This is a genomic window from Massilia sp. BGA-UO-ETr-WB1 (genome assembly GCF_059567845.1).
Genome location: NZ_JCAQOT010000001.1, coordinates 1 through 13,626, shown reverse-complemented (window position 1 = coordinate 13,626; position 13,626 = coordinate 1). Strand labels below are relative to the sequence as shown.

Sequence of the window (13,626 nt, the reverse complement as noted above, 5' to 3'; positions counted from 1 at the left end):
AGCACCGGATGCACGCCGAACTCCTGCGCGATTTCCGTCACCGTCCTTACCCCGCGTACCGCTTCCAGTCCGACCTTGGCCTTGAACTCTGCCGTATGTACCCTGCGTTTTTTGCCTTCTGCCATTTGCTCTCATCCTATCGAGGACAACAGCTTAAACCAACGTCTCAAACTCGGGGTCCACTATAAAATCCCTCCGCGAGCTTTCGCGAACATTACCCGAGTCTGGCCCAGACAGCGCCTACCAGCGCAATGCAAGAGTACTTCGACACACGTTTCGACGGGCTTGCCATTCGCGAAGGAACGCGCGTCAAGTTGAAAGATGAGGGCAAAGGCAGTGATTATGCGCCCCCAAACCGTTTCCTCTCCTATCTGGTGCAAATCGCTGCGCAGTTGCACGGCCGCCCGGTAAAGCCGGGCATCGACTACGCACTCACCGAGGGCGTGCGATGCAAATCTAAAGACGCGATCGGCGTAGAACTCGCGGTAGGGACGTGTGCGCGACGATATATGCGTGAGACCCTTGCACTCAGTCCGGCTCACGTCATTGTTTGTCTCGGTGTCATCGCGCGCCAGTCTTTGCTAACCGCGTTCGAATGCCGTGACACACCAAGGAAAGTGCAACAGCGCTTCGCATTCGGCACCTCGATTCCTCTGTCCGTCCTAGACGGTAGCAGCGACCATCGCCAAATCCTATTCCTGAGGCATTCTGCATCCTTCGGAGCTCCTCAGGATATCGATCCCAGTATTGTGGCTATGCTGAACGAAAAGCTGGCGCGTCGCCCGTTAACGGAAGCGGGTCCAGTCTCTGTATTAACAGCAAGATAAAGTAGACGTGTAGATGCATTCAATACATTACCGTACGACAACTACACTCTTCGTAGATGTTGCATGACCATCATTTGCTGTTGATTGGATAGAAACATGTTGACGCTACGAGTTTCAGTAGGTAAATTTTCAAGAACAAATAAAATTTTAGCTAGGCAGTTCGTCGTGCTCGGACGAACGCAAGAGTGAGCGGACGATGCCTCCTTTAGATGTTCTTGCAGTTACGGTACAACAAGATCTTTTCAGCCAGTGGAATGCCAAGCTCCTTGAGACGTTTTTCTCGAGTGCTTCTCAAGGCGACGAGGTCTGGCTTCAGGTTGATGCCGACGAGTTAGACCTAATTGCCCCCGAACTCGGGGGCGATGAAGGGTTCCTGAAAGCGGTACGAACCGGACCAGCGTGGCCGACTTTCGATAGAAGTGGCAAATTTGCACGGGGCAATAGCGCCGATCTTGTCCACCGCGTGCAGGGGCTCGTGCAGCAAAGACTTTACCCTGCCAAAAAGCCGCTTGGCTACATCGATCCTGGTATCTTGAGCCAGACACACCGAGGATGTAAGGCGCCAACCTATTTACCGTTCCTCGCAGCACTCGTTCGGTCCTCGGCGCTCTCTGACAAAGACGGCTACTACAAGCACTTGCGCGAAGCCTTGCAGCTTCCAATTAGCTGGAATAGCAACCAGTTGGCGCAACTCGAAATCGCATGGAACGACCTTGCTGCATGGACAAAAGAAACAAACGGCCGATTCGGGCGCTTCGTCCCTCGTAGGCTGGGCGGGTATTCGCACATCGGCGTGCCGCGAGCGCAATGCATCATGTCGAGGCAAGATTGCGAAGAGAGTAGTCGAGTGTTTGCGATGGCGGGCCTGCGGCCTGGACAGGTGTGGTCCAGTCAATTGGCGAAGGAAGTCGTTTCCTGTGCCGCCTCAATCCTTTCCGCTGGCTTTCGTGATGCACTTGGGTACCCAGAGCTTCTAGATCCAATCGAGGATAGCTTACGTTCTCTGTTCGAGGACTGGGATGGGAGTACCCTTACGTCCCGCAGCAGCGCCAGAGAAAACGATGGCCACCACAATACTGTCGCGTCCGGACAGGTTGAGCTTGCGCTTGGGTGGGTGGATACAACCCAGCGGTGGCAAATCCACTGGCGGGTGCCACCTATTCGTGAAGGTGGCGAAGTAGTACTCGAGAGTCGCGGGGCTAACTGGAGGGCCCCGATCTGGGGTACGGACCGATGCAGCACCATGCCGGGCGCAACTGCCAGAGACCTTTCATCGGCTTCTGCTGCCCTCGATGATTCGGCAACGCAGGACGTGTACTTCGAGGCTCGGCTCGAGGAGGAGGGAACCCAGCCTGCCAGCTTGGGTAGGTACGTCTTCCCGCGAGCCGAGCTACGTGTTCTCGCCTGGGGAACTGACTATGCGAGCCAACGCGACGAGCTGCAGGAGCGACCATTACCGCGGCATGGCTGCGCCTATCTTCTTGCGACCCAACGAGCAGCGGGCCGTCTTCAAACATGGCTGCAACACGAGTACATCCAGCACCAGCTCGTTGACACCGCAGGTCTCCCGAATGGCTGGATGCTTGCCTGTTTAACGGACTGTAGCAAGATCACCGAAGCGCAGGTTAATACGCTGCCAGGAACCATTGTCTCCAACGGCATCAATCGGGTGATTGCTATTGTCGGCGGCCGCTCCATCAGCCGGGCAAGCAAACGACAATACCTCTCTTACGACCTCCCAGGCATCGAGCTCGACGCGCCCCCTGGAGCGGCCCTGCACACGGACCCGGCGCTCGTCGCCGAAGAGGTACACCTGTCAATTGCTGGCAGGCAGCCTGGAGTGCGCCGATTTACGCTGTCGCTACGAGACACGGTGCAGAAATCATTCTGTATTATCGCGCGAATTGGCAATCGTGAGCTTGCGAACATCATCTTAAGGATCGCGCCAGATAGTGGCGAGCAAGTTACCCTAGGCAAGGACTTTAGCCTAGACCCGCAAGGGCGTCCCCAAGGTACCGCGAGCGGCCTACGTGGCGCTCTTGCCGATAGTGTATTCGGAGCTAGGCTGGCATATCCTACGCCGCTTTCCGTTCCTCTGGATTCGCTGGGGTCACCGGTCCATTCTCTAGCCATCATCAAGCAAACATCCGATTCAGCGGCCCTCTTCCTGGACAGCCTAGCGCAGGTTGGTTCGCTAGCATATGGTACGGCAAAAGAGCAGCTTGGACGCCTGCTCGCGAGCAGAGGAGAAGCGGTCCGGCCAGACCAAGTACTGTTGGACTTGCGTTGCCGCGGACACGTGGAGATTGAGACTAGCGTAAAAGGGCATTTTGTTCGCATCCATGCCGTCCCACCAGCGATGTACCGCTTGCCGATAGAGGCTGGAGGCCGCCTAATTTACGCGTTCTTGGGTACACTGAAACAACAACATTGGCGTTCCCTCTTCAATCAGGTGGGATCAGGCGCCATCCATTGCTATCCGTCGCCACCCGGCTTGCTCCCAGCATGGAAGGTGCTAGCCAGCGATGAAGCCTCCCTCATTCACGTTGCCCTTGGCTCCGGCATGGCCGTGCTACCCTTCCAGCCTACAGAGATCGCAGCATGGGCGGCCGCATGCGAGGACGTTCGCGCCCAAATTGAAAGTGGTGCCGTTGAGAGCATTGGCGCTCTCGAGCATCAACCGCAGCGCTTTCATTCTGGAAGCGGTTGCTTCAAGGAAGCGAGCTCTCTATCCCCGCAGTCTGCCTGCGACCTGTTCCGCATGGACGACCGCGATATCATCGGCGGACGCGTGTACGTACTGGCTACGAAGATGGAGGGCAGGATACGCTACGGCTTCGTACGAGACTCACGCTGGGGAGTGTGGATCGCATTACGTTCCTTCGGCAAATTCGTGAAAGAAACTTTCTCTATCAATGACGCCTGCCCTTGGCCTATCCCCTACTCTGCAAAGGACCGCACCGTGTACCTTCCGGCGCGGATTAGCCTCCCCGTGGTCCTCGAACGCGCACTAGTACTATGCAGAGGCCAAGGCCCAGACGTTGTGGAGGCAGATGGCCGATGCGTAGCAGAGAAGCTAGTCATCGTGAGGCGTCAGGATGGCAAAGGGCTGTTTTCCACAAGCCAGGTTTACCGCGACATGGCCAGCGGCCGCTGGCTTGCGTATAGGTCAGTCCCTGTCGAAGTCGCGACTATCCTGGCTGAGAAGCTTGGGGCGACCCTGGCAAATTCTTAGTTCATCCAGGGGCATTGTCGCCGGCCCATCTGACCTGGCCGCCCCGCATTAGCGAGCAAAGCGTGAAAGATCCGATAGAGTCATTCAACCTTATCCAGGCCGGCATCAAGCGATACATCACTTCGGCCTTCGGGACGAACTCCCCGACCTTCGAGCGCGACCGAAAGACGCTCCTCGACAAGGAAGCCGTCTTATTTCAAGAGCCCTTCGTAGAACCGATCCCTTCCTACGAGCCAGGCAAGGCACTCGCAGCGCTAGCCCCAGAGGATCTGCCGGGCATGTTGCCGGAAGCGATCGATGCCTTTCGATCGATCGTAGGCGCGGGGCTCTTCAAGGGTGGACACCGGCTCTACCTCCACCAGCAGCGCATGCTGCGGCAAGCTCTCAATCGCAAGCACTGCGTCGTGGTTACTGGCACAGGTTCAGGTAAGACAGAGTCCTTCCTGTTACCAGTGCTAGCCAACCTGACGAGGGAAGCATTCGCTCCCACGACAAAGTGGGCACAAGCGAACCCCGTTAACGCCATCTGGACCAAGGAAAAGCTGCCGGCTTGGGACGAAACACACCGAAGGGCTCGAGGCGAGACCCGGCCTGCGGCCATTCGCACTCTCATCCTCTACCCAATGAACGCGCTGGTCGAGGACCAGCTCTCCCGGCTACGCACCGCTCTAGACACTGACGAGGCCCACCGTGTTCAAGATAGCGTACTGGGAGGGAACCGCATTCGCTTTGGACGATACAATGGTTCCACTCCAGTCTCAGGCCATCCATTCAAGCCCGATGGAACTGCCAACACAGACGTCCGTAATAAGCTAAAGCAAGCCCTCCGCGAGGGGATTGGCGAATCAACGGGGATGAGCGAAAGAATCAAGCTGCTTCGGGAGGAAACCAAGGCTGCCGAGCTCTCAGGCGATGAAGCAAGCATCAGGAAATCAAGGAAGGAACTCGACGAGGCTCTCGAGCAGGCAAGCTTTATCCCTCGTGTGGAGCCCGACGCCGGCGAGATCTTCCATCGATGGGAAATGCAGGTCGCGCCGCCTGACTTGTTGATCACGAACGTCAGCATGCTCTCGATCATGTTAATGCGCCACGCGCATCCTAGTATCCCGCATGACCGTGCAGATTCGCAGATGCTCGACGTCACCCGTAAATGGCTTGCCGAAGACGCGTCCCGTGTCTTCCAGCTCGTCATCGACGAGCTGCACCTCTATCGCGGTGCCTCGGGCACCGAAGTCGGCTATCTGGTTCGCTTGTTGCTGAACCGGCTCGGCTTGCAGCCCGGCAGTCCTCAGCTCCAAATACTGGCGTCAAGCGCATCGCTCGACAGTGAAAAGGACACTACATACGAATTCCTCGGGGGATTTTTCGGCTTCACAGCGTTGCAAGCGCGAGAGCATTTCCATGTCGAGGCAGGCGAGCTGCTGCACCAAGCAGCAACTACTTCCCCTGCGATGGACGACGAGCTCGCGGACGCGTGCATGGATCTGGGGAAGAGGCTGGGTGAGGCCATCGGTGAACTCGACCATCAAACCGTGACTAGCTTGCTTGAAGCGCGACCAGAAATCGGCACTAAGGTGGTCGCCGGCTTTGGTTCAGAACGCCCGCGGGCGACTGCCCTGTCGGAGCTGGCAAAGCGCTGGTTCCCGCAGTTTAAATCCATGGCCGATGCACACTTCGCGACGCGCGGTCTAATCAACGCGATAGGTTCCATTCAATCACGAAATGCCGACATGCCCCGGCTTCGCTTCCACTGGATGGCCAAGAACATCGATGGGCTCTGGGCAACGCCGGCAATGGATCCGTCCGACAGCCGGCGTAGGGTCGGCTCGTTGTATCCCGAACCCGCGCTCTCCGCCAACGGCCATCGACTACTCGAGGTCCTCTATTGCGAATGCTGTGGCACGCAGTTTTTATGTGGAAACAAGATTGTCCTCGACGTGACCAAGCTGGGTGATCAAGGGGGACTGCCAGGTCGGCCCGCGGGGCCACCGGAATTCGAGCTGACGGCACTGCCGACCCAGATCGCCGGACTCCCAGAATCGAACATTGGGACGCGCACTGACTCGCGGCGCTACGAGGAGTTGGGCGTCATTTGGCTGGTTCCTCGCGACTGGAGCATTGAGAACCCGCGGGAATACAGCTGGGAACAAGGCAGCGAGGACCGAGACGACAAAGGCAAGCCATTAGCTAGGTGCGAAGCCGAATGGAAGAGGGCCGCCGTCAACCGGCGTACGGGAATCGTCAGCCTCCGGCATGCCGAATCTGGCGACGAGGAAGCTTGCTTGTGGTTTGCGCTAAAGGACGTGCCTCCAGCAAAGGACAACACCTCTGGAAGCGCGTTCCCAGCGATGCCTCAGAAATGCCCGGCATGCCTGATCGACTACTCCGACAGGATGGGAAGAAGTTCTCCTATTCGATCCTTCGTGACTGGCCTTGGAGTAATGTCCCATTTGCTCGCGAAGCACCTGATGGGCGTTCTGCCCGAAGGAAAAGCGCGACGCCTAGTCGCCTTCTCGGACAGCCGCGAGGCAGCCGCTAGTCTGGCAGTTGGCGTGGAAGACCAGCAATGGAGCCACCTGCTGCGTGTTTTCCTGCACAGGGAGCTACGAAAAGGCGCGCTGCGTGATACGGGAACGACGAAGCAACGCGTGCTTGCTGCGCTCGAGGCCGGCAACATCGATGACGCTGGCAAAATCGTCATCGACTGCAAGCAGCTTCTAGACGCTCATTCGTTCGACGAAGTGCGACGGTTCTATCTCGACGCGAAGTCGGCCATGGAACAGCCGGCACTGACCACGGTGGACGTAGAGCAAGCGATTGAAAAGGCTCGCATACATCGTGCAGGCTTCGTCCGAGTCGATGACATCTTGCGGATCCCTAATCCTTTGGCTGGAGGCGGACTAACACCCCTGTGGCGAGATCTGGTCGGCGCTGGCGTAAACCCTGGAGGGCCATCTGTTGAGCAGCGGACCCTGCGAACGGGAACAGACCGGCGCGATTGGACATCGGTCCTTGAACACGGCAGCGGCATGGTCGAGCCTCGCGTCACCGACCTATCTGAAGCCAACCTCCAGGACATAGCCGTGCTAGGCATGAGCCTGCGAAAAGCAGCCTGGCGCGCGTTGTCGGGCCGCCTGCTCTACGATCTTGAGGCCCAAGGACTGGGCTATCTTTGCATTGAGCCAGGTGCAGGCAATGCCACCACAATTCGCATGGGGAGCGCTTTCCGCGAAGCGTGCGACGCCATCATCCGCATTCTTGCCGAGGAGCGCCGCACCGATCCTTCCCAGGGAATGTACGAAGTCGAGGGGTGGCCCGATGACCACCCTAACGACAAGTCGCGTAGCATCGTGAAGATGCGTGTGCGCCGGTACCTCAAGGCTGTTGCGGTAGCACATACCGTGGATTACGAGTCATTGCGCTGCGGGGTCCGCGATGCGTTGAAGACGGCGGGGCATCAGTCGGGGGGCCAATGGGGACTCGTAAAGATGGAGCACCTCTGGGTTAGGGTCGTGGACGACAATGCGCATCCTTGGACCTGCCCGGATTGCAGCCAGCTGCACTGGCACGCGTCGGCGGGGATTTGCACCCGATGCTGCAAGAAGTTGCCGAAGGATCCCGATCCGTCTAACAGAGCCCGCAAGATCACTGAAGCACACTACTATGCGCGGGAGGCGGCCGATCCTCGCGGAACGTTCCGAATTCACGCGGAAGAGCTCACTGGCCAGACCATTGACCAAGCACAGCGCCAGCGGCACTTCCGGGACATCTTCTTCGAAGACGACGAGATCCACGACATCCGCAAGCGGAAAGCTTTCCCAAACGTGGATGCCATCGATTTATTGTCGGTAACCACGACAATGGAGGTAGGTGTTGACATCGGTTCCCTCCAGTCCATCTTGCAGGCAAACATGCCGCCAGAACGATTCAACTATCAGCAGCGGGCCGGCCGCGCAGGGCGGAAAGGGCAGCCTTTCTCGGCAGCGTTGACGTTCTGCCGAGGGCAGTCCCACGACCGTATCCACTTTGAGCACCCGGCGGAGATGACGGGTGGGACTCCTCCCCAGCCCAGCGTCGCGGTGGGGGACGAGCAAAGGATTCTGGCGGAACGGTTGCTGGCGAAGGAGCTGTTGCGTAGGGCATTCCAAGATGCTGGATCGACCTGGGCGGACACCGATGGCAAGCCCGATGTACATGGCGAGTTCGGGATGGTAGCGGAGGCACAGCCGCGCCTGGCGCGCGTCCGAGACTGGCTATCGAGCCATCAAGATGAAGTCAACGAGGTTGCGTGCGCCATAGCCACTGGGACCAGGATTGATGCAACTGTTCTCGTCGCATCGGCGAACACGCTTCCGGGACGGATCGAAGGAGCGATATCGAGTCCTGTCTTTGTTGAGCCCTCCCTTGCTTTTCGCCTTGCCGAGGCAGGAATCTTGCCGATGTATGGCATGCCAACTACAGTCCGCAATTTGTATTTTTCGTTCCCAGACAAGGATGAGCCGGGGTCACTCGACCGACCATTCGACCAAGCAGTCTCTGAGTTCGTCCCAGGGTCGGTCCGTACTTGGGACAAGCGCCAGATCCTACCTAAAGGGATCTGCGGCGACGCCCAGTACAACCGGAAAACATCCCGCTGGGAAGCGTCTGACCCGGCGGTCGGAGCAGCTTATGCGCAACTATTCTGCTCAGAGTGCCGCCAACTCCAGGTACAGATCGTGCAGCCCGGCTCCCTAGAACCAGTCCAGGATGCACCATGGTGGAAAACTGATTTCCTCAAGAACCCAATGCCCGTGACGTGTCCATGCTGCGGCTCGGCCAACGCATGGCCCTTCATGGCCGTCGCACCGCGCGCGTTCGTTTCCGATCTCGATACAGGAAAGGGTGCCAGACGCTGGGACGATCCTCGCGGGCGCCCAGGTTTTCCAGCAGTCATGTCACCGGAGCTTGGGGGCAATGCGAACTATGCCGGCCGGTTGAACACCACGATCGCCTTAGGTAGGCAAACCCAAGTGTTTCGGACGAACACCAATAAGAACAAGTTATTCGGCTTCTCAAGCAGGGACTGGATTGCGGCGAAGACGGCGGGGCTCGGACTGTCCGGGCGGATCTGGTACCACGACCCCGAATCGCCACAGCGACGCATGGCCCTCACCTCGCCAAAGACAACGGATGTCCTCGGCATTAGGATGACGGGCGGCTCGGGGATCGGCTTCTTCGACGATAGCCGAGTCCTGGCCCGGCGCAGGGCGGCATGGTACTCTGCGGCTACCATTCTCCAGAGGGCCATTGCACTCGAACTCGACATTGATTCGCTCGACATCGAGATCGCATCCGTTCATCGATTTGCTAGCGGACTCGACATCGGCGCGGAGCTCTACCTCGCAGATGCTCATCCCAACGGCGCGGGACTGGTCGAGTGGGCACACGACAATTGGGAGGACCTACTGGAAGGGTGCGTCCTAGGTCAGGGGCCCGCTTCAAGGATGGGAAGGAGCCTGCGTATGGCATGGGAGCGCTGCGCCTCTGAGCCATGGCGAGGACCAGACACACTGCTGCGCGGCTACCGCAATCGCCCGTTGCATGGCCTCCTCGACTGGCAACTCGGCATCGAAATGCTTGCAACCATGTTCAGCAAATCCTATCGCCCTGGCCTGGACAGCGCTATCGTCGGGCGCGATGGCCAACCCGTCCCCATGCCTTCATGGCGAGAGCTTGCCGAAGACGTCGCCCGACGTTACAGGGAGGCATTTCCCAAGGCGAGTGCTCCCCTCCCATCCGAAGGCCCATTGCCTGGTTGGAGAGAGTTAGGTAGCACGAACATCGTGTCCCTCGTTGTACATCCACTGTGCGACGAGCAGGCTGATACAAAGAACTTGCTGGCTGACTGCAAGCAATGGGCCGCGGCACATGGGATCGCGTGGATTCGCCTGGTCGACTCATTCAATTTGTCGCGCAGGATGGCTTGGGTTCGCGCCAACCTCGACCTGTTCCGCACCATTGACGCACAGGACACGAGGCCGCCGAAAGTGTCCGCTCCATACGGTCCGATACCTGCGCCCTTAAATGGTAACCTCAACCATGCGGGCAGGAAGTACGAGTGCGTGGACAAGATGCCCGTTGCCAGTGCCGGGCCGGGGGATTGGCTGGCCCGCTCTAACGACGGGAAGCTTCACCAGCTCGTCGTCCGCAGGGCGTCTGGTGCTGCGGCACCCATGGTCGTTGTCATTGGGAGAGGCCGGATCGAGCCGTCAGAAGCCGCAGGGCTCGAGGTCTTTGCTAGATCCCGTGTACCGGACGAAGAGGGCAGGTGATGGCGCGTTTGCTCGGTCCGCTTCCAGCAGATCCATCCGAACGTAAGCTGCTGCGCGAATTACACAAGCAGCTGCCATCGACATGGACCGTACTTTCAAACGTCACTTGGGCATTCAAGGAGGAGTCTGGCATCGTCTCGGATGGCCAATCAGATTTCGTGGTGCTGGTGCCGGGTTACGGAATGGTTATCCTCGAGGTAAAGGGGTCGCGCGAAGTCTGGATCGAACCAGATGGGATGTGGTACCGACGAGGCCACGATGGCGAGCCAGTACTGGTCTCGCCGTCGCCTCCTGAGCAAGCGACCAAGAACATGTACAAGCTCGTCAGAATCGTCGAGCAGAAGAGCCATTGGACGCGATTTCCAGGACACTATGCTTGGATGGTCGCGTATCCAAATGGAATCGCTAGCTCGATCCCGGCCATGTTCGATTCCTCGACGATGGTCACTACTCGCAACCTGCACGAGCTAGAGACACGCATACGCAATGCGCTCGTGCAACGAGGCTCGGATGGGCGGTCCGGGCAATTCAGCAAGGATGTCATTGACCGGATCGCGAAGACTCTGACTAGTCAGCCTTTTGCGATAGCTCAGGCAGACACGCCTGCCGACGTCCAGCAAGACATTGAAATTGTCGACACTCTGACAAGACAGCAGTTCGCGGCACTTCGAGGCATCTTCGAGTTCCCGAGCGTGGCGGTGACGGGGCCGGCTGGGTCCGGCAAGACTTTGCTTGCCATCTGGCGCCTGCAGGCATTAGTCGATGCCGGGAAGAAGGCCTTGTACGTGTGCTTCAACAAGAAGCTGGCGGAGACTCTACGTACGAGGAACCCCGACGTTGCGAGCCATATCGCAAGCGTCGACAAGCTGTTCATGGAGTTGTGCCAGGAAACTAGGGTCGTTGGCGAGCCGGACCTATTCTTTAAGGAGACTTTGCCCGACCTCGCGTTCGCGCATGCGCTATCGTGCCATCCGGACGAGAAATACGATGCAATAATCGTGGACGAAGGACAGGATTTTAATGACCTAAGGCTCTATGCATTGCAGGAATTACTTAGGCCTAGCGACGCTTCTTGGTTAATTTTCACGGACAGGCGCCAGGACTTGTTCAAGGTCGGCGGAGGCGATGCGTTCGGCGCCGACGTCATTTTTAAGCTCTTCCACAATTGCCGCAATACAGTAAGAGTAAATAAGGCGACCAACTCATTCATCGGACGTGGCGAAGTCGGTTCGATGCCGGGAATGCCCGAGGGGGAGGTCCCGGAAATAGCATCGTATTCTAGCGCAGCGACAATGGCGCAGAAGGCATGGGAGCTCGCACGTGCATGGAACACCGATCGGGGCGTCGTGATTCTCTCGCCGTATTCCTTGAAGAATTCGTGCATGGCGGACTTTCCCAGGGGGCACGGAATGGCATTGACGGAGGAACTCGCAAGCATGGGTTTACCAGGGCAAGTGTGCTTCTCGACGATCCGCAGTTTCAAGGGCATCGAGGCGGCGGCAGTTATTCTCGTAGACGCCACTGTTCCATCCGATGTGCCCGGGAGTTTTCAGATGGCGGACTTATACGTCGCGTGCACGCGTCCAACGGCGCGCCTGGCAGTTCTGTGTGCTGCGGAGGAGACAGCGGCATGGTTTAAGGACCAGCTTGCCGGGCACGGCGCTACTGCCTAATCGTGAAGTGCAATTGCCTTGCTTAGTAGTCTAAGCGCAGAAAAAGACTCGACACTTCTTGGTTGCCTCAGAGACCTAGTACATTACTCCGTGGGCGATGCTTTCTCCACGGCCTGCACTGCAGCGGCTAACCTCGCCTGAAATGCAAGGCGATCAGCAGAGTAATGCGCCCCCAGATGGCAATTCGGGCACACGGCAGCGACATTTTCTGGCGCATCGTCCCCCTCATCGGCCAGCCGGTAAATATGGTGGACCTCGAGGAAGCCGTTACCGGCATCGTCGACGAATGGCGGCACACTGCCACATGCTTCCTACCTGCCGTGCGTAATAAGGCATAGCGCCTCACTAGACCACTACGTTGCCGATAGTTAGCGACGGTCAGCCGGCTTACTGCGGCAGCCAACTGGGGAACCGACGCGAGTTGGGCCCGCATAGTCGCTAGAGTGGAAGGCTCAGAGCCATCTGGCACGCTAGTAGCCACGCGTTGTCTTGGTGGGCGTCCTTCGACAAGACAAACGTGCCAAGAACACAGTGGTCGCTATAATGCCAAAGGTGTTCGGTGAGAACATACTCTGGACACCGAAGCGATCCATTCAAGGGCCGCGCCCTACGCGGAATATGCTCGACTTCTACTTGCCATCGATGAGACAGGCAACCTCACACGCTACAAGGTTGCGTACTCTACAAGTTGCTGCTGCAGGGATATCTGGCCGAACGAGTTAAGGTACTGCCGAGCTACGGCTGTATGTACAATTCGCTTAGCGTGGCCGAGGAAGCGCTTTAGGAGACGCCGTTTGCGAGGTTTCGCTGGGAAGTGAATAATCACGCGGCAGGGAGGAGAAACGATAAATGGTGGACTTCCTGACCCCAGCCCAGCGGTCGGAGCGCATGTCGCGGATACGTGGCAAGGATAGCCAGCCTGAGCTTGCCTTGCGGCGCGTTCTGCACCGCCTCGGACTACGCTATCGGTTGCACGCTAAAGATCTGCCGGGCAAGCCCGATCTGGTCTTTCCGCGCTACAAGGCGGTCGTCTTTGTTCACGGCTGCTTCTGGCACCGGCATGAGGGCTGCAAGATTGCTACGACACCAAAGAGTAACACTCCGTTCTGGGTTGAAAAGTTTAATAAAAACAAGGTACGCGATGCACGAGCTGCAGATTCACTCAATAACTTGGGATGGCGTGTATTTATCGTCTGGGAATGCGATCTGGCACCAAGCAAAGCCACTAAAACTGCTGACCGACTTTACGCAGCAATTCGCTCCGAAGCAGAAAAGGATATCGCCGAGGGTGGGGACTGATTGTCCAAACCCGGTCAATTCGGAATCAAATTAAGTTTACGGTAATCCCCCCTGAAAAGAAGCGCGTTTAGAAGTAGAATTTTCTACTAAGCAATTGGAAGGTTCTACAATTTCGCCAGGGCAGATCAATAGCGCTCGGACTTTGGCTTCAACGCCTTAAGGAGACGCTGAACAATTGAGTTTACCAGCCACACCCAACGTGTTCAGTGTTCCCGTTTTAGTCTCGGCAAGTCGAAAAAGGGCATGAAAAGCGGCCAATTAGCCCTCGAGTCTGCCGATTG

At 57.9% G+C, this 13,626-nt stretch carries 7 protein-coding genes; 5 read left to right on the top strand and 2 right to left on the bottom strand.

Features of this window, described 5'->3' with window-relative positions:
- Positions 1-125: transposase (locus AC56DV_RS00035; RefSeq protein ID WP_496312272.1), on the bottom strand; the 125-nt coding region annotated here is incomplete at its 3' end.
- 126 nt (positions 126-251) lie between these two features.
- Here AC56DV_RS00035 and AC56DV_RS00030 point away from each other — a divergent pair.
- The 4 genes from AC56DV_RS00030 to AC56DV_RS00015 all read left to right on the top strand — a co-directional run bounded on the left by AC56DV_RS00030 (position 252) and on the right by AC56DV_RS00015 (position 12,046).
- The gene (locus AC56DV_RS00030) at positions 252-827 is read left to right on the top strand and encodes a hypothetical protein (RefSeq protein WP_496312271.1); all 576 of its coding nucleotides are present in this window, start codon (positions 252-254) and stop codon (positions 825-827) included.
- A gap of 196 nt (positions 828-1,023) precedes the next feature.
- On the top strand, positions 1,024-4,062 hold the full coding sequence (locus AC56DV_RS00025) for a hypothetical protein (protein ID WP_496312270.1): 3,039 nt from the start codon (positions 1,024-1,026) through the stop codon (positions 4,060-4,062).
- Between the two features lie 62 nt (positions 4,063-4,124).
- Positions 4,125-10,373 carry a DEAD/DEAH box helicase gene (locus AC56DV_RS00020; protein WP_496312269.1) on the top strand — a complete coding sequence of 2,083 codons (6,249 nt, stop codon included), beginning with the start codon at positions 4,125-4,127 and terminating at the stop codon, positions 10,371-10,373.
- Complete coding sequence (locus tag AC56DV_RS00015; RefSeq protein ID WP_496312268.1) at positions 10,373-12,046, top strand: nuclease-related domain-containing DEAD/DEAH box helicase; 1,674 nt, start codon at positions 10,373-10,375, stop codon at positions 12,044-12,046. The genes AC56DV_RS00020 and AC56DV_RS00015 overlap by 1 nt, the downstream gene beginning before the upstream one ends.
- A gap of 83 nt (positions 12,047-12,129) precedes the next feature.
- Here AC56DV_RS00015 and AC56DV_RS00010 read toward each other — a convergent pair whose 3' ends face one another.
- Positions 12,130-12,342 (bottom strand): HNH endonuclease, encoded by a 213-nt coding sequence (locus AC56DV_RS00010; protein WP_496312267.1) that lies wholly within the window; start codon positions 12,340-12,342, stop codon positions 12,130-12,132.
- Positions 12,343-12,895: 553 nt separating this feature from the next.
- Between AC56DV_RS00010 and AC56DV_RS00005 the strand changes: the two genes are divergently transcribed.
- Positions 12,896-13,345: a very short patch repair endonuclease gene (locus AC56DV_RS00005; RefSeq protein WP_496312266.1), complete on the top strand. Its 450-nt coding sequence runs from the start codon at positions 12,896-12,898 to the stop codon at positions 13,343-13,345.
- The last annotated feature ends 281 nt before the right edge of the window (positions 13,346-13,626 follow it).